Raw genomic sequence first — 15,926 nt, forward strand, 5'->3', positions numbered from 1 at the left:
TTCATGGCGAAAAAGCCACTGACGCGCGGCGAGCGCGTCGTTGCGTTCATTGAAAAATACTGCATCGTCCCCGAGGGCAACCTGCTCGGCAAGCCGATACGGCTTTTGGACTTTCAGAAGAAGTTCATTCTCGAGGTATACGACAACCCGAGCGGCACGTCACGCGCCTATCTTTCCATCGCGCGAAAGAATGGCAAGACAGGCTTGATTGCCTGTCTTTTGCTGGCCCACATTGTCGGGCCGGAGGCATACCAGAACAGCCGCATTACCAGCGGCGCGCGCACTCGAAAGCAGGCTGCGGAGGTTTTCAACTACGCCTCCAAGATGGTCTGGATGTCCCCGGCGCTGAGCAAATTGGCGCGAGTGGTTCCTTCTGGCAAGAAGATCATCGGCCTCGCACGAAACGTCGAGTATGAGGCGATATCCGCTGAGGCGGCCGGGGCGCATGGCGGCTCGCCCATCCTCGCAATTCTGGATGAAGTCGGGCAGGTAAAGGGACCGAACGACGCTTTTGTAGAGGCGATCATAACGTCTCAGGGTGCGTATGAGGGGAAGGCGATGCTATTCGCCATCTCGACGCAGGCGGCCACCGATAACGACCTATTCTCGCGCTGGATAGACGACGCCGAGACGTCGAAAGACCCGCGCATCGTAAGCCACGTCTACACGGCGCCGGAAGACTGCGACATGCAGGATCCGAATGCTTGGGCCGCGGCCAATCCGGCGCTGGGTGTCTTCCGTTCGCTTAGCGACGTGCGGGACTCGGCGGCGATAGCTTCGCGTATGCCAACAGAGGAAGCCAGTTTCCGCTGGCTGTTCCTGAATCAGCGCATCGACGCATCGGCGCCACTGTTTGCGCCAAGCACATGGAAGGCGTGCGATGGCCCTGTTCAGGATTTTGGTGATCTGCCTGTATTTGGCGGACTCGATCTCTCCGAGGTCGACGACCTTACAGCCTTGGTGCTTATGGCGCCTCTAGCGACGGGCGCCGGCACCATATGGCACGTAAAGCCAACGTTCTGGTTGCCTGGCGATAGTCTGCGCGAGCGAGCAAGGGCTGACCGCGTCCCTTACGATATTTGGGCGAAGCCCAACGACAATGGAGACGTGTTTCTGCAGACGACGCCAGGACCGACGGTCGATTACGAGTTCATCGCTGCGCATTTGTGGAATTTGTCGCAGACGCTGAACATTCAGAAGATCGCCTTCGATATGTGGAACTGGCGGCACCTGAAGCCGTGGCTGTTGAAGGCTGGATTTTCCGAAGACCAGTGCGACGAGAAGAACGATGACGCGCTCTTCGTGCCGTTCGGGCAGGGATACCGATCGATGTCGCCAGCGTTGCGGGATTTGGCGACGTTGGTCCTGAATAAGAGGTTGGCGCATGCCGACCATCCGGTCTTGAACATGTGCATTTCCAACGCCGTGGTGAAGCCGGACCCGGCCGGCAACAAGAAACTGGACAAGTCGAAGGCGCGCGGACGCATCGACGGAGCTGTGGCGCTGACTATGGCGACGTCGGTTGCCGGAACGCACATTGACGCAACCCCCGCTCCTTCTCCGTGGGACGATCCAACCTATTCGGTGATCGCATGAACGACTTCTACGTTTACGCGTGGTTAAAACCCTGCGGGTCACCATTTTACATTGGCAAGGGAGCTGGGGACCGAGACGCCAGACTAGCGGGCGGTAGTCGTAACTCAATGTTTATGAGAACGGTTGCTAAGATACGCCGCGAAGGTGGCGAGCCGAGGATAGTGCGGTGGCACGACGGTTTAACTGAGGCCGACGCCTTTATGTTGGAGCGCGCCTACATAAAGCTGTTCGGTCGCCGCAATATCGGGACCGGCATTCTTGCCAACATGACTGATGGTGGCGAGGGCTGTGTTGGCCTTAAGCACACAGATGCGACGAAGGCCAAGATGTCGATTGCCAAGACGGGGATTAAACTTAGTCCGGCAAGCGCGGAGAGAAAGCGCAGGTCATCCATCGCGAATAAGGGTCGCCGCCGTACAGAGGATGCAGTCAGGCAAAATCGCGCGGCGCAGCACTCGGTTGGCGTGCGAAAGAACAATAAGTCTGGCTTTTGCGGTGTCAGTTATCATTCGGACAGAAATAAGTGGGGCGCCAGAATAAAGATTGCTGGGCGTGAACACAACCTTGGTCGGTTTGATACAGCAGAGGAAGCAGCGAAAGTACGAGACAAGGCGGCCATTGCTGCCTTCGGTGCCGGGCATTGCTTTCTAAATTTCCCGTTAGAGGCGGCATAAATGGCACTTTTTGACAGATTCCGCCGCCAAACGGCACCAGAGCAGCGCAATTCGATCGAAAACCCGACAGTGCCCGTAAGCTCCGAAAGCTTCTTGGCGTTCTTTGGAGTGCAGGCGGCAAATTTGCCGAATGTCACCATTGATCGAGCGTTGGCTGTCCCTGCGGTGTGGGCTGCTGTTGCGTTCCTTTCGCGGACGCTTGCCGCTTTGCCGAGACACGCCTACCGGACCACGAAAGAGGGGCCGAAGCGCCTCGGCGGTAAGCTTGAGACGGTAATCCACGATGCACCTAACGACGAAATCAACGCCTTCAAGTTCTGGCAGTATTTTTGGCAGCAGGTTTTTACGGGCGGCCGTGGGCTGGCCTGGATTGAGCGCACCCCGCAGGGTGTCGAGGCACTGTGGCAGATGGATCCGACCAAGACCGTAGTCAAGCGTGTCGGCGGCAGGACTGTTTATCAATACAACGACACAAAGAGAGGGCAGGCGAAGGAATATCCTGCCGCCGACGTAATCGATGTGCCCTTCATGCTGAAAGCGGATGGGCTGGGGCACTATGGCCCTATTGCGATGGCCGCAAAGGCAATCCAACTCGCGCTAGCAATGAACGACTACGGCAGTAACTTCTTTGCGGGAGGAGGCGTCCCGCCGCTTTCACTTGAAGGACCGTTACCTGCCGGAGACGCGGCTATAAAGCGGGCGCAGGCCGATATCAAGCGATCCGTGGACGCCGCAAAGCAGGCGAATGAACCTGTATTCCCCATTCCGGCAGGTTACAAACTGAACCCGGTCGGACTTGATCCCGCCAAGGGTCAGATGATTGAGGCCCGGCGTTTTCAGGTCGAGGAAATTGCCAGGGCATACCAATTGCCGCCAATCTTTTTGCAAGACTTATCCCGCGCGACGTTCACGAACGCGGAACAGCAAGATTTGCACCTCGTCAAGCACCTTATCGGGCAATGGGCAGAGGCGCTTGAGGGCGAACTGAACCTGAAGATGTTCGGGCGCGGCAATAACGGACGATACGTTGAGCACAACCTTGATGGACTCTTGCGCGGCGACTTCAAGACGCGAATGGACGGCATGGGTCAGGCGGTACAGAACGGCCTGTTGACGCCCAACGAGGGTCGCGCGCTGGACAATCGCCCTGCCATGCCAGAGGGCGACAAACTCTACATTCAGGGCGCAACAATCCCGCTGGGAAGTCAGCCAGTCACGCCCGCCGCGCCGGCAGTAGCGGCCAACGACAATGATGAAGACGAGGCGGAAGAAGCCGCATGACGAACATTGAAAAACGCGGCGGAAGCCTAGGCGTTGAGACCCGCGCCGCAGATGGTAAGCGTACTCTTTTGGGGTATGCTGCCGTTTGGAATAGCGACACAACGATTGGCGACTATTTTGTCGAGCGCATAGCGCCTGGCGCCTTTAGCAAGGCAATCGGTGGCGATATCCTTGCACTTTACGATCACGACATGGGGCGGGTGCTTGGCCGCACTAAATCCAGGACCTTGCGCCTCTCTGAAGATGACCACGGCCTCAAGTTTGAGATCGATGTTCCCGACACGTCGGACGGCAACGATCTTTGGACTCTGGTCGAGCGCGGCGATGTCGCCGGCATGAGTTTCGCCTTCCGCGCCACTAAACAGGAGTGGGATGAGTCAGGCGATTTGCCGCACAGGACTATCATCGAGGCCGAGTTGTACGAGGTTACCGCTACAGCCAGCCCCGCCTATCCGGACACGACACTAGCAGCACGCTCGCTTGAGGATGCGCGCTCGGAAGCCGAGAGGCTGGCGGCGGAGCGAGCGAAGAAGGAGGCAGACGCCGCGGCAGCCAGGCGTCGAATTGCCGAGCGCCAAGCGGCGCAGGAACAAAGAATTCGGGGTATCCGGCAGGGATAACCCGTAGTCACCCGGCAATGCCGGAGGGCACGGCGAAGAGCCTGCCATTCAACCCCAAAGTAGCTCGCTGATGCGGGCTTTTTATTGCCTAAAAGGAACTACTATGACTCTGAAAGAGTTGAACGAAAGGCGCGGCGTACTCGTCACGCAGGCTCGCGAGGCGCTGGCCGAAATCAAGAAGAACACCGACGAATCCCGCGCCGCGGAACTCGATGCCCGCCATGACGCCATTATGGCTGACTTCGACAAGATCGAGGCCACCATTGCCCGTGAGCAGCGCGTTGCCGCTGCCGAGGCGCGCATTGCTGCGGCTGCCGATGAAGAGCGCAAGGCGAAGCGTCCCGGTAGCGATGACGGCGAAGTCCGCGGCCAGCATGATGGCGACAAGCCAGAGTATCGCGAGGTGTTCTACAAGTTTCTCGCTGGGGGCGCGTCCTTCGACGAACTGTCGCCCGAAGAGCGCGGAATTCTGAAGGCTGGTGCCGTCAATCCTGACAAGGAAAAGCGTGTACAGACGGTGGGCACCACGACCGCTGGTGGTTTCACTGTGCCGGTTGAACTCGCCAACATGCTCGTCAAGTCGATGAAGGCTTGGGGACCCATGTATGACGAGGATATCTGCACGGTCATCACGACTTCGCAGGGCAACTCGATCAAAATCCCGACGATCGACGACACGGCTGTGACGGCCGAGAAGAAGCTGGGCGAAGGTACGGCCCTCACTGATGATGGCGGCAAGGATGCCACCTTCGGTCAGAAGTCGCTTGACTCTTACGGCTACGACACCGAATTCGTGCGTTTCTCGCTCGAGCTGGCCCGTGACTCGATCTTCAACATGGAGTCGCTGCTTGGCGAGCTGCTTGGTGAACGTCTCGGTCGTATCGCGAACAGCGAATTGACGACTGCGGACGGCACTGGCGACCCGAATGGCATTGTAACGGCTTCGGCGCTGGGCAAGACGGCCGCCGCGGTGGCGGCTGTGACGTACGATGAGATCATCGACCTGGTTCACTCGGTCGACCCGGCTTACCGCCAGTCGCCGAAGGTGCGTTTCATGTTCAACGACCTTACCCTTGCGGCTCTCCGCAAGCTGAAGGACGGCGACGGCCGCTACATCTGGACCATGGGCGACGTGCAGAACGGCGTTCCTGGCAATATCCTCGGCTACCGCTACTCGATCAACCAGGCGATGGCAAACCTCGCGACCGGCAACAAAACGATGCTGTTCGGCGATTTCGGTAAGTACTTCGTCCGCAAGGTCGGATCTCCGATGATTGGCGTTCTGCGTGAGCGTTTCTGGCCGGACCTTGGCATTGCCGGTCTGATCTACTTCGACGGCGAACTTTCTGACACTGCGGCGGTCAAGCACCTGGTGCAGGCCTAGTCATAACGGGGCGCTCTTGCGAGCGCCCCTCCAAACCTTTGGAGGTGGCTATGAGCTACAATCAAACTGGCTATCGCAATAGCGATAGCATCGACGTGGTTGGCGGCCAGACAGCCGTCACTCAGATCACGAGCATCACCACTGGCGTCACCTGTAACGCTTATTCCGGCGTCATCACGACTGTCAGTCAGACGGTTGCGGCCGGTGCTGAGGCTGAATTTACGGTGACCAATTCGAAAGTTGCCGCAACCGACGTAGTGGTTGCCTGCATCAAGACGCACACCTCGGCAGGGACCTTTGCTGTGGATGTGTCGGCCGTAGCTGCGGGCAGTTTTAAGCTTCGCCTAACGAATCTTGATGCCGCAGCCGCTGGCAATAACGTGCTGGTCATCAACTTCATCGTTCTCAAGGCTGCGGCGTAAAAGTGCTTGTCCGTATGCTCGTCGGCTTGTCGGGCAACCAGTATTCACTTGGTCCGAACGACGAGCGCGACTTCCCGCAGGATGAGGCCTTGCGCCTTATTTCTGCGGGCTATGCCGTACCGGTGACAACCAATACAAAGATTGAGCGGGCCATAACTGCCCCATCTCCAGAGCGGCGCGCAATGTCATCCATTCGCGGCAAGCGAGGCAAGAATGTGGTATCAGCCGACTGAGACGGTAGAGCCGGGCAGTGAGCCTGTTTCTTTGCAGGAAGCAAAGATGCAGGCGCGCGCAACGGATTTCGTCGATGACGACGCTTATCTGCGATTGCTTATTTCTGCCGCACGCAGTCATGTCGAAGGTTATTGCTCCGCCAAGTTCGCGTCGCGCACGATTGAAGCAGAGTGCACGTCTTTTGCCGACTTTTGCTATTTGCCAGTTGCCCCCGTCAACTCTGTGACGTCCATTTCGTATGTCGATACGGCGGGTGCGACGCAGACGCTGGCGGATACCGTATATGAATTGCGGGGCGATTCCATCGTCCTGAAATATGGCCAGAATTGGCCGGCGACACAGCCTCAGTCATTGATCGCCATCGTTGTACAGGCTGGTTTTGCGACATGTCCGTCATCTGTTAAGCACGCGATGCTTCTCTGGATTAGCGAGGCATATTTGAACCGAGAAAGCGCCGAGTTGGCCAGTTGGACAACGCTCGATGCGCTGCTTTGCAACCATCGATATTATCCATAGGAGGCTGCCATAGCTGACTTGAGCATTACCGCGGCGAACGTCGTGGTTTCCACTGGCGCGCAGATTGAGCACGGCACGGCCGGAGCTACGATTACTGCCGGCCAGGTGGTCTACAAGAACTCGACTACCGGGCGCTATGCGCTCGCCGATGCGGATGGCGCTACCGCCGAATCCAAGGTGCCGCTGGGCATTGCGCTGAACGGCGCGTCCAACGGCCAGCCTTTAGCTATCCAGAAGGGCGGGGATATCACCATTGGTGCCACCCTGACGGCGGGCACTGCGTATTACCTGTCTCCGACGCCGGGAGGCATTGCGCCGCTGGCTGACGTGCTGACTGGCGACAATGTCGTGCTGATCGGACTGGCGAAGTCGACGAGTGTGCTGACGATCGACATCCAGGCTCCGGGGGTTACTCTCTAATGCTGGCCGGGCGCCTTGACATGCGATTGCAATTCCAGGCGCCCTACGAGATCGACAACGGCGCCGGCACACTGACGCAGGGACACGCGCCGCAGTTTGAGATCGCTGCTTCCGTAAAATATCTGCGGGGCGGCGAGACCGTGCTTTCCAGTAGACTGGAGCAAATCGCGCCAGTCATCATCACGGTGCGTGCCTGCAACGATACTCGCCAGATTGCCGGTGAGTGGAGGGCGGTGGATTTGCGAACTGGCACGGTGTTCCAGATCAAGGAGCTGCCGCGGGTGAGTGAAAACCGCGGCTTTTTCGAGATGCTGGCGGTGAGTGGGGTGGCGGGCTGATGGCGGTCAAGGGTATTGGCGGCCTCAAGCGCAAACTGGCGGCACTTCCTGCGTTGGTGGAAAAGCGCGGCCGTGAGGCCATGGAAAAGTCTGCCGACGAGATCGTCGCCATGATGAAGCGGCTTGTGCCGGTTGACGATGGGGATTTACGGGACAGCATAGCATGGACGTGGGGTGAAGCGCCAAAGGGCGCGGTGGTGATAGCCCAAAGCGAACCACGGCCTGGCAATGTGCGCCTGACCATCTATGCCGGCAATGCCAAGGCGTATTACGCCCGATGGACAGAGTTCGGCACCGTCAAGATGTCGGCCCAACCGTTTTTCTTCCCCTCCTACCGCTCCCTGCGCGCACGAACGCGTCGCCGCATCATGACTGCCACCCGTAAGGCGCTCAAGGAAGTCGCCGCTATGCCAGATGGAGGTTAGTCGTGCTGATCGGCGAAGAACTGCACCGGCTGTACTACAGCGCGCTGAAGGCTGACGCCGGGATAGCCGCCATCACAAGCCGCGTGTTCGACAAAGTGCCAGCGGGCGCGGTGTTTCCGTATATCTCTTTCGGCCCAGTGGATGCGGCGGACGACGGCGCGGACTGCATCGACGGGCTTGAGATCACGCAGCAGTTGGACATCTGGTCGCGCAAAGACAACTCGCTCGAGTGCAAGAACCTCGTGGAGTTGGTTCGCAAGGCGCTGCATGAGCGCGAGCTTGAACTAACCGACAACGCAATGGTTGAAACACGCGTGTTCCTTACACGTGTTTTCCGCGATCCTGACGGCGTTACGTGGCGCGGCGTTGTACAGGTGACGGCTCACGTTGAGGTGACTTAGTGGCGTGGATGCTGGTGCACAAGGAATGCAGCTGGCGACGTCCCAACTCCAAATTCTCATTCAATGCGAAGCCGGGCGGGCCACAAAGGTGGCCACGCGCGTTCGTTGACTACTGTGTTTCGAAGGGTGCTGCCGCTGAGGTTGCGCCACTAAACAAGGCACAAGCCGCCCTCCTGCTGAGGGCAAACAAGAAATCATTGTAGCCGCTTCGCGCGGCTTTTATTGCCCGAAAGGCTACATTACGATGGCATATGCCTCAACTGGTACGTTTTCCAAACTGGTGGTCGAGGTCGAGTGGACCGCAGGCTCCGGCGTTTACAGCAAGTGGTGCGGCCTGACGTCCCGCGGCGTCAATCGTCAGCACAACATGACCACAACTCCCGTCCCTGAATGCGACGAAGAAGACAAGCCGGCACAAATCGAACGCGCTGTCGAGTCGTCCGAAGTGACCATTTCCGGCAGCGGTGTATGGGCGTCCGAAAGTCACGGCAACGCCATGGACTGGTGGTACTCCGGCCAGACCAAGAACGTCCGCGTGCAGCACGTCAACGCGCCCAATGGCACAACTGAATATGAGACCGGCCCGGCATACTTGGTCCAGTTGAACAACACGGTAGAGCGCGGCCAGAAGATCCAGGCTGAAATCTCGATCGAGTTCGACGGCCTCCCGACCAGGACGGCAGCTAGCTAATGCGCCATGCAGAGGAGATAGTATGGGCGGGAGGTGAACACCCCTTTCGCCTCGGTATTGGTGAGCTTCGCGCACTCGAGCAGAAGTGCGATGCCGGATGCTCGGTCGTGATGATGCGCCTTTTGGCCGGCGGATGGAAAATCGACGATGTCGTCGCTACCCTTCGTGTCGGCCTGGTTGGTGGCGGAATGACCGAGAAAGAAGCGCAGGCGACGGTCGAGAAGGCGTTTGACGTCGCCAGTTCCTACACCCTTGCGGTCGTGGCCGCGGATATTCTCCGGCGCTTTCTGCTTTGGGACGGAGAAGATCAGCCGGGGGAAGCCGAGGCGGGGGAGGCGAAGGCCGACCCCCGCTAAAGAATGGCCGCACGCGCTGGTCTACGTACTATGGCGCTGGTGCGGTTCTTGGCTACGCTCCCGCACAGGTGGACGAAATGACCACTTGGGAATTTGCTTGCGCTGTCGAGGGCTATCGCGAAGCGCACAAGGTCGAGGAGGCTACGCCTCCGCCCATGGGTGATGATGAATTGGCCAAATACGGCATTGAGGGGTTTTAGTCGCCCATCAATTTTGTGACGAATTTCTCAATGGGAGCGTTACTCGCGGCCGTCTGCATAGGCGGTCGCCGCGAAAACTCGCCGTAAAGATATGTTCCGCTTGCGCATACAACCATAACGCATGTCGCGGCAACCAGCGCCTTAAGCATAAGTCATCCTCCTTTAACCTGCCTACATAGCACAGGAATATTATGGCTGCAACGTCGGAAGACTTGGCACGCCTGCTTGTGCAGGTGGAACTTAGCCAGGCGAAAGTTGAGAAACAGGCTGCGGCTATTGCAAAGGCCGCCGAGCGCAGCGCGAAGCAAATTGAAGGCGGGTATAGGGCGGCCAATACAAACGTCGCGAGCGGCTTTGCGCGCACGAGTGGCCAGGTAACGCTATCGCTCAATCAGCAGCGGGCGGCGGCCACAAACCTATCGTTTCAGCTGAACGACCTTGTAACGCAGATAAGTGGCGGCACTTCGCCAATGCGCGCCTTTGCGCAGCAGGCCGGTCAGATTACTCAGGTGCTCAACGGACTCGGTAGCCGTCGAGCGGTCTTCGGCGCGCTTGGGGGCGCAATTGGCAGTCTCCTCAACCCGGTCGGTCTCGCGACTTTGGCAATCGGCGGTCTTACGGCGGCGGCCATTGATTACTTCACCAGCACGGAAAGCGGGGGCGACGAGGCTAACAAGGTGCTGGAGGAGCACCGGACTGCCATTCGAGACGCGCTGAAGGAGTGGGAGGGTGCGCCCGCGGTTCTTGTTGAGTATCTTAAACAACTCGATGAGATTGCAATCCGGAACGAGCGCCTCGGAGCGCTTACGGGCGCGCGCGACAACATTCTTGGTCCGTTGCGGGATCAACTGCCGGAAATCTCGATCGGTATTGCGGACGTTACCCAGCGCCTTATGGAACTCGGCGCTTCGCACGACCAAATTCGTGAATTGCAGTCGGCTTTTGCGGACGTTGAGCAAAAGCTTGTGGATGGCCAGGCGCCGACAGACGAACTGGCGCGACTGACCAAATTACTCACGCAGGCAACAGACCAATACGGCAATACCCTAGCCGCCGCCGTAGCCGGCAATCTTGCCGCGTTTACTGAACTGCTCAAGGAAGCCGCCCCCGCCGCCGAGCGACTGAATAACGCCATTGCTGACCAGACGATCCGGTCATCTACGGGCGGCCGGCCGCGGTACCAGCCTGGTTTTCTACATCTACCAAACACAGCTCCCACGCCAGAACACAGGATTGATCCCTATTTCGCCGACGGTCCGGCGCCACGCGCATCAGCGGCAGACTCCGCGGCAACTCGCCTGGCGGAACGTACGGCGAAGGAGGCTGCGGAACGGCTTACCGCTGCCATCGCTACACAGTCTGCGACGGCGGTGGATGCTGCGGCCCTACTTCTCAATAAGCATGAGGGGCGGAACACAGGTGACATCAACGCCTTCCTTAAGGCTGGCGGCGTCGACCTGAACGCAGCAACGACCGCGTGGTGCGCGGCATTCGTCAACAGCGCCCTGGCCCAAGTGGGCATTCAGGGCAGCGGCAGCAACGTCGCGACCGACTTTTTGAACTGGGGCAACAAGGTCGACCCGTCGCAAATCCAGCGCGGTGACGTGCTGGTGCAGGATCGTGGTCTTGGCGCTGGCCAGGTGGGCGGCCATGTTGGTTTTGCTACCGGCCTGGTGCGCTTCCAAGAGGGCATCATGCAACTGCAGATGCTTTCCGGGAATGCGTCCAACAAAGTCCAAGAGGACTGGGTCAACGCTGCGGACGTCGTGGCGCGCAGGTCGGCGGATGCATTTCAGGTGCCTGCAGATGCCCTGAAGCACATCGGCCAGCAGAGCGAGACCGCGAAGCAAGCGGCGGAGGCCCACGCGGCGGCAGTAAAGCAGCAAGAAGCGGCATATCAGCAACTTGGCAATATCGCTTCCGGCGCCTTGAACGGCATAGCCAACGCATTGGCGGACGGCAAACTCGAGGGCGAGGAGCTGCTGCAAATCGTCCTGCAAATCGCGCAGCAACTGCTGACGATGCCGCAAGGCGCCGGCGGTCTTGGAGGCTTGCTTGGTGGGGGAGGTGGCGGCCTTCTTGGCGGATTGCTGTCGCTTTTCGGCTTCGACAACGGCGGATACACGGGCGCCGGTCCAAAGCGCAAACCCGCTGGCATCGTCCACAAAGGCGAAGTCGTCTTTAGCCAGGACGATGTTCGACGATCTGGCGGTGTTGCTGCTGTCGAGCGGCTGCGCAAGCGCGGCTATATGGACGGCGGTGCCGTGGGCGTCTCCCCGGTCCCGGCCTATGTGCCGACGCCGCGCGTTCCTGTGGCCGGTGGCGGACAGCAGGCCGTGCATGTGACCGTGGGCGTTTCCGCAGATGGCAATGGCAATCTTATGCCGTTCGTGGAGTCGGTAAGCCAACGCACGGCGGCACAAACGACACGCGCAGGCATCGCGCAGTATGACAAGCAACTTGACCGCACTATGGGCGGCAAGATGGCGCGGGCACAGACCCGGCAATTGTAAGCCGAAGGACCAGCAATGACCATTATGTGGCCCATGGCGGTCCTTCGGCCGACCTCGGTTTCGTTCGATATTGCCCCACGTTCACTTGCCGGTCCGGCATCCGTTTCAGGCTTCGGACAGGTCGTTTCATCTGATGCGGGGATTTGGAAGGCGACACTAGGTGGCGTTCTGATTAAGAACAAACAACATGTCCTAGCGTTCCGCGCCATCGCGAACCTCTTGGAGGGACGCCTTAATCCCATAATTGTGCCGTTGTGCCGAATGTTCCAGCCCGTGCCGGACGGCGCTGTGAAGGAAGGCCTTTACGAGCCAATCCCGCATAGCGACGACGCACCACACAGCGACGGCACGGGCTATGTTGGCCAGGTCATTGACGTGGTCGCGGCGGCGGATGCCCCACTGCGTGCCGTCAGTATGACTGTGGCAGTCAACTACGCGGGCGAGATACAGGCCGGCCAGCACTTTAGCATCGGCGACGGGCGACTGTATCGCGTCAGGACATTCGATGCCGATACGGGCGCGCTAACGTTTCGGCCACCGCTGCGGGAGGCTGTGACAGCGGGCGAACAACTGGAGTTTGATAACCCTGTGCTGCGTTGCAGATTGGCGACGGACGGGGAAATGGACCTCGAGTTGCGCGGGCGCAAGTTCGCTAATCCGACAGTGAACTTCATCGAGGATTTATAACGGCGCTAGCGCCCCTTAAGGCGGTATAATGGCCGAATTTTTTACTGCCGACCAGTTGTCGCTGTTGTCGGCCACGACCGTTCGCTGCGACCTTGTATGCAAATTCGAATTTGCGAGTTCCACGGAGTGGGCATGGAACGGCAATACTGACCTTATAGTTGGCGGCAATACGTACAAGCCCATGCGCGGCTACGGTCGCATCGATGGCCTCGGGCTCGCAGCAGGAACGCTTTCCGAAGTCGTCACTATGACGTTGGATGGCTTGCCGGACATGCCGCTGGACTTTCTGGCCAAGGCGCTTGCCGACACAGAGGAAGTTGATCAGCGGATTGTCACAATAGGCCTGCAGTTGTTCAACAACGAGTGGCAGCCCGTGGGATCGCCGATACCACTGTTTCGCGGTTTCACGCAGCCCCCCGTCATCTCGCGAACACCGATGGAAGGCGCGGAGGGCGCTACGCAGACCGTCACGATTACAGCAGAGAATGTATTCTATGGCCGTTCACGCCCACCGCATGGGCGAAATACGGACAGGGACCAGCAAGCGCGCTCGCCGGGCGACAAGTTCTTCGGTTTCGTTGCGTCGCTGCTGTCCAAGGTCATCAGGTATCCGGATTTTTAGTTGTGACAGCGCTGGCGGAATTCATCGCGGCAGAATCCAAGAAGCCGTTTGACTGGCACGACACGAACTGTGGAGCAACGGCCAATCGGTGGATGACCGCCGTGTTGGGTTACGCGCCGTTTGATCGGTATGGCTTTGTGCTTGAGGGCACCAACGCGGATTGGGATGGCTTGCGCATAGCGGTCACGGTTAATCGCGTTATGCGCGCCTGCGGATTGCGCCGGACGGAGGAGCCGCAGCCAGGCGATGTTGGCCTTGTGCTGCATAAGCAGGATTTGTGCATTGGCATACATGCTGGCGCCGTGTGGTTCTCGCGTAACGCGGGCGGGCTGATTGGCGCACCGCTGGATGCGGTTTGGAAGGCTTGGTCCGTCCCCTGCGGGGCCGTTACGGCACGCGCCTAGAATAAGGTCACGAAATGCCCGGTGTTATTGAAGCCATCACCTTCCTGGTGATCTCGGCGCAAGCCGGTGCGCTTGGTGCCGGTCTTACGGCGGTGCTGGGAACGTTCGGTACTGGCCTTATTGGCGCTGCTGTTTCGGTAGGCATATCGCTGTTGTCGGCCGGCCTGTTCCAGCCGAAGCAACCGAAGCCGGAAGACGTGCAGACGTCGGTCAAGAACCCTACCGCACCTCGGCAGCGGCACTATGGTCGCGTCAAGACTAGCGGACCGTGGGTGTTTGCCGAAACCAAGAGCAGCACCCTGTATAAGGTCATCGCGCTCGGCACGGGACTTCTGGATGCAATCGAAGAGTTCTGGATTGACGACAATATAGCCACAATCGACGGCAGCGGCTGGGTCACAAGCGATCCTTACGAGAATGATGGCGACTCACGCGTTCGCTTGCAGCATCGACTTGGGGCGGCCAGCCAAACGCACTACAGCGACCTGACTGCTGCGTTCCCGGAGTGGGACTCCACGCACAAGGGCAATGGCGTATCCTCTCTGTTCATCACGCAGTTAGGCGCTGACCCCGAGGATATCAACGACTTTTTTCCTAACTTGGCGAATACGCAATACCGTGTCGTGGCGCGCGGCTCGCGCGTGTTCAATCCGTCAACCGGAACCACGGTCTGGAGCGACAACGGCGCCGCGGTCATCCGCGATTACATGACACATGCGGACGGCATGCGTCTGCCCGCATCGCTGTTTACGACCACGCAGGCTGCGGCCGGTTGGCTGGCGGCTTATGAGCGTGCTGCAGTGGCCGTGGAAAAGAAGGCAGGCGGCACAGAGGATGCTTACCGCCTGTGGGGCAGTTACGCCTTTGATGAGCGCCCCGCCGATGTTCTTGGCCGCATGCTGGCGTGCTGTGACGGTCGCGTTGTTCCGACGCCCGATGGCGGCATAACGCTCGATATCGGAACATGGGAAGAACCGTCTGTCACGATCGACGCTGACTCGATTGTCGGCTTTTCCGAGCTTTCGCGCGGACGCGATATCCAAAGCACCGCGAATACCATCCGAGCCACGTACCTATCGCCCACGCACGACTACCAGGCGACGGATGCTGACCCGTGGGTGGATGAAGACGACATTTCGGCGCGCGGGGAGATTGCGGCCGACAAGTCATTCAACATGTCGCCGTCGCATGGGCAAGCCCGGCGCCTCATGAAGCTCGAGGCGTATCGCGCCACGCCCAAGTGGGTCGGAACGTTCCAGTGTAATCTCAAGGCGCTGGCGGCCTTCGGCAAGCGGTTTGTGCGCATCGAATATCCGCTGTTCGGCATCGACGATGTCTTTGAGATCATCGACTTCCGCTTCAACATCGGCGAGGGCGGCATTCTGCTGGGCGTGACACTGACGGGCTACACTATGCCTGCGGAGGCTTACGAATGGGATGCCGCGACCGAAGAGGGCACGGAGCCTATTTCGGAAGACGTTGTTGTTGACCGGACTATCCCACTGCCGCAGAACTTTGCGTTCGTTGTTGATCGAATCCAAATCGGAAGCCAACTCGTTCCTTTCGGCGTTATATCATTTGATGAGCCGCCATCCCCGTCGTTGATAATTGAGGGGCGCTATCGAAAAGTAGGCGCAGCGTCTTGGCAGGTCGTTGCCGTAGACGATGATTCCACAAGTGCGCAGACTGGCGCCCTTGAGGACGGCGAAGATTATGAGGCGCAGGTTCGGCACATAACCGTGACCGGCCGCGTTGGTGACTGGACGCCGAGCGAAACGGTAAGCGTTGTTGCTGATACTACCGCACCAGGACCCGTAAGTGACGTTCTGGGGACGGGCGGCGTAGGCGAAGTGGACCTTTCCTGGCGAGCGCCAAACAGTGCCAACTTTGTTGCCGTCAACATCTATCGTAACACGGTGAACAATGTCGGCACTGCTGTCTTGGTGCACACCGAATACGGACCAGCTTCGAACTCTGACGCTTACACCGATAGCGCGCTTTCCGCAGGCACCTACTACTACTGGCTAGCGGCCCGCAATGGGTCCGGCATCGAAGCGGCCAAAGTGGCTACCGGCGCGGTCACAGTGACGTAGCCGCGGCTCTGCCGCCATCCCTGAATTCTAGCATTTTTGGAGCGAACCA

General features: G+C 59.2%; 18 protein-coding genes. All 18 read left to right on the plus strand.

All coding sequences use genetic code 11. The features are described 5' to 3' along the window. Window positions 1–3: 3 nt before the first annotated feature. The 18 genes from AC5JDC_RS15825 to AC5JDC_RS15910 all read left to right on the plus strand — a co-directional run bounded on the left by AC5JDC_RS15825 (window position 4) and on the right by AC5JDC_RS15910 (window position 15,877). The gene (locus tag AC5JDC_RS15825; protein WP_495842553.1) at window positions 4–1,596 is read left to right on the plus strand and encodes a terminase large subunit; all 1,593 of its coding nucleotides are present in this window, start codon (window positions 4–6) and stop codon (window positions 1,594–1,596) included. Beyond that, window positions 1,593–2,270, plus strand: coding sequence for a hypothetical protein (locus AC5JDC_RS15830; RefSeq protein WP_495842555.1), 678 nt, complete (start codon window positions 1,593–1,595; stop codon window positions 2,268–2,270). Before AC5JDC_RS15825 ends, AC5JDC_RS15830 begins: the two co-directional genes overlap by 4 nt. Then, complete coding sequence (locus AC5JDC_RS15835; protein ID WP_495842557.1) at window positions 2,271–3,551, plus strand: phage portal protein; 1,281 nt, start codon at window positions 2,271–2,273, stop codon at window positions 3,549–3,551. After that, complete coding sequence (locus tag AC5JDC_RS15840; RefSeq protein ID WP_495842559.1) at window positions 3,548–4,171, plus strand: HK97 family phage prohead protease; 624 nt, start codon at window positions 3,548–3,550, stop codon at window positions 4,169–4,171. The genes AC5JDC_RS15835 and AC5JDC_RS15840 overlap by 4 nt, the downstream gene beginning before the upstream one ends. 103 nt (window positions 4,172–4,274) lie before the next feature. Next, window positions 4,275–5,555, plus strand: a complete 1,281-nt coding sequence (locus AC5JDC_RS15845) for a phage major capsid protein (RefSeq protein WP_495842561.1) — start codon at window positions 4,275–4,277, stop codon at window positions 5,553–5,555. Window positions 5,556–5,605: 50 nt separating this feature from the next. Next, window positions 5,606–5,977 (plus strand): hypothetical protein, encoded by a 372-nt coding sequence (locus AC5JDC_RS15850; protein ID WP_495842563.1) that lies wholly within the window; start codon window positions 5,606–5,608, stop codon window positions 5,975–5,977. 213 nt (window positions 5,978–6,190) lie between these two features. Further along, window positions 6,191–6,727 (plus strand): head-tail connector protein, encoded by a 537-nt coding sequence (locus AC5JDC_RS15855; RefSeq protein ID WP_495842565.1) that lies wholly within the window; start codon window positions 6,191–6,193, stop codon window positions 6,725–6,727. A gap of 18 nt (window positions 6,728–6,745) precedes the next feature. Beyond that, window positions 6,746–7,147: a hypothetical protein gene (locus AC5JDC_RS15860; protein WP_495842567.1), complete on the plus strand. Its 402-nt coding sequence runs from the start codon at window positions 6,746–6,748 to the stop codon at window positions 7,145–7,147. Then, window positions 7,147–7,485 (plus strand): head-tail adaptor protein, encoded by a 339-nt coding sequence (locus AC5JDC_RS15865; protein WP_495842569.1) that lies wholly within the window; start codon window positions 7,147–7,149, stop codon window positions 7,483–7,485. The genes AC5JDC_RS15860 and AC5JDC_RS15865 overlap by 1 nt, the downstream gene beginning before the upstream one ends. After that, window positions 7,485–7,910, plus strand: a complete 426-nt coding sequence (locus tag AC5JDC_RS15870; RefSeq protein ID WP_495842571.1) for an HK97-gp10 family putative phage morphogenesis protein — start codon at window positions 7,485–7,487, stop codon at window positions 7,908–7,910. Before AC5JDC_RS15865 ends, AC5JDC_RS15870 begins: the two co-directional genes overlap by 1 nt. A 2-nt stretch (window positions 7,911–7,912) precedes the next feature. Next, window positions 7,913–8,311 (plus strand): DUF3168 domain-containing protein, encoded by a 399-nt coding sequence (locus AC5JDC_RS15875; protein ID WP_495842573.1) that lies wholly within the window; start codon window positions 7,913–7,915, stop codon window positions 8,309–8,311. A gap of 244 nt (window positions 8,312–8,555) precedes the next feature. Further along, window positions 8,556–9,002, plus strand: coding sequence for a phage tail tube protein (locus AC5JDC_RS15880; RefSeq protein ID WP_495842575.1), 447 nt, complete (start codon window positions 8,556–8,558; stop codon window positions 9,000–9,002). Next, window positions 9,002–9,358, plus strand: coding sequence for a gene transfer agent family protein (locus tag AC5JDC_RS15885; protein WP_495842577.1), 357 nt, complete (start codon window positions 9,002–9,004; stop codon window positions 9,356–9,358). The genes AC5JDC_RS15880 and AC5JDC_RS15885 overlap by 1 nt, the downstream gene beginning before the upstream one ends. Before the next feature lie 391 nt (window positions 9,359–9,749). Continuing rightward, window positions 9,750–12,071, plus strand: a complete 2,322-nt coding sequence (locus AC5JDC_RS15890) for a phage tail length tape measure family protein (RefSeq protein WP_495842578.1) — start codon at window positions 9,750–9,752, stop codon at window positions 12,069–12,071. Window positions 12,072–12,086: 15 nt separating this feature from the next. Next, the gene (locus AC5JDC_RS15895; protein ID WP_495842580.1) at window positions 12,087–12,758 is read left to right on the plus strand and encodes a hypothetical protein; all 672 of its coding nucleotides are present in this window, start codon (window positions 12,087–12,089) and stop codon (window positions 12,756–12,758) included. A 28-nt stretch (window positions 12,759–12,786) separates the two neighbouring features. Beyond that, window positions 12,787–13,380: a hypothetical protein gene (locus AC5JDC_RS15900; RefSeq protein ID WP_495842581.1), complete on the plus strand. Its 594-nt coding sequence runs from the start codon at window positions 12,787–12,789 to the stop codon at window positions 13,378–13,380. A 2-nt stretch (window positions 13,381–13,382) separates the two neighbouring features. Continuing rightward, entirely contained in the window at window positions 13,383–13,784 is a 402-nt protein-coding gene (locus AC5JDC_RS15905; RefSeq protein WP_495842583.1) for a DUF6950 family protein, read from the plus strand. A 14-nt stretch (window positions 13,785–13,798) separates the two neighbouring features. Further along, on the plus strand, window positions 13,799–15,877 hold the full coding sequence (locus tag AC5JDC_RS15910) for a phage tail protein (RefSeq protein ID WP_495842585.1): 2,079 nt from the start codon (window positions 13,799–13,801) through the stop codon (window positions 15,875–15,877). Window positions 15,878–15,926: the final 49 nt, after the last annotated feature.

This window comes from Kumtagia sp., from assembly GCF_059502445.1.

What these genes read in the sequence shown, in the direction of transcription:
- AC5JDC_RS15850 (WP_495842563.1), top strand. Translation starts at nt 5,606, where the DNA reads ATGAGCTACAATCAAACTGGCTATCGCAATAGCGATAGCATCGACGTG.
- AC5JDC_RS15885 (WP_495842577.1), top strand. Translation starts at nt 9,002, where the DNA reads ATGCGCCATGCAGAGGAGATAGTATGGGCGGGAGGTGAACACCCCTTT.
- AC5JDC_RS15870 (WP_495842571.1), top strand. Translation starts at nt 7,485, where the DNA reads ATGGCGGTCAAGGGTATTGGCGGCCTCAAGCGCAAACTGGCGGCACTT.
- AC5JDC_RS15855 (WP_495842565.1), top strand. Translation starts at nt 6,191, where the DNA reads ATGTGGTATCAGCCGACTGAGACGGTAGAGCCGGGCAGTGAGCCTGTT.
- AC5JDC_RS15910 (WP_495842585.1), top strand. Translation starts at nt 13,799, where the DNA reads ATGCCCGGTGTTATTGAAGCCATCACCTTCCTGGTGATCTCGGCGCAA.
- AC5JDC_RS15880 (WP_495842575.1), top strand. Translation starts at nt 8,556, where the DNA reads ATGGCATATGCCTCAACTGGTACGTTTTCCAAACTGGTGGTCGAGGTC.
- AC5JDC_RS15825 (WP_495842553.1), top strand. Translation starts at nt 4, where the DNA reads ATGGCGAAAAAGCCACTGACGCGCGGCGAGCGCGTCGTTGCGTTCATT.
- AC5JDC_RS15890 (WP_495842578.1), top strand. Translation starts at nt 9,750, where the DNA reads ATGGCTGCAACGTCGGAAGACTTGGCACGCCTGCTTGTGCAGGTGGAA.
- AC5JDC_RS15830 (WP_495842555.1), top strand. Translation starts at nt 1,593, where the DNA reads ATGAACGACTTCTACGTTTACGCGTGGTTAAAACCCTGCGGGTCACCA.
- AC5JDC_RS15845 (WP_495842561.1), top strand. Translation starts at nt 4,275, where the DNA reads ATGACTCTGAAAGAGTTGAACGAAAGGCGCGGCGTACTCGTCACGCAG.
- AC5JDC_RS15840 (WP_495842559.1), top strand. Translation starts at nt 3,548, where the DNA reads ATGACGAACATTGAAAAACGCGGCGGAAGCCTAGGCGTTGAGACCCGC.
- AC5JDC_RS15900 (WP_495842581.1), top strand. Translation starts at nt 12,787, where the DNA reads ATGGCCGAATTTTTTACTGCCGACCAGTTGTCGCTGTTGTCGGCCACG.
- AC5JDC_RS15865 (WP_495842569.1), top strand. Translation starts at nt 7,147, where the DNA reads ATGCTGGCCGGGCGCCTTGACATGCGATTGCAATTCCAGGCGCCCTAC.
- AC5JDC_RS15895 (WP_495842580.1), top strand. Translation starts at nt 12,087, where the DNA reads ATGACCATTATGTGGCCCATGGCGGTCCTTCGGCCGACCTCGGTTTCG.
- AC5JDC_RS15835 (WP_495842557.1), top strand. Translation starts at nt 2,271, where the DNA reads ATGGCACTTTTTGACAGATTCCGCCGCCAAACGGCACCAGAGCAGCGC.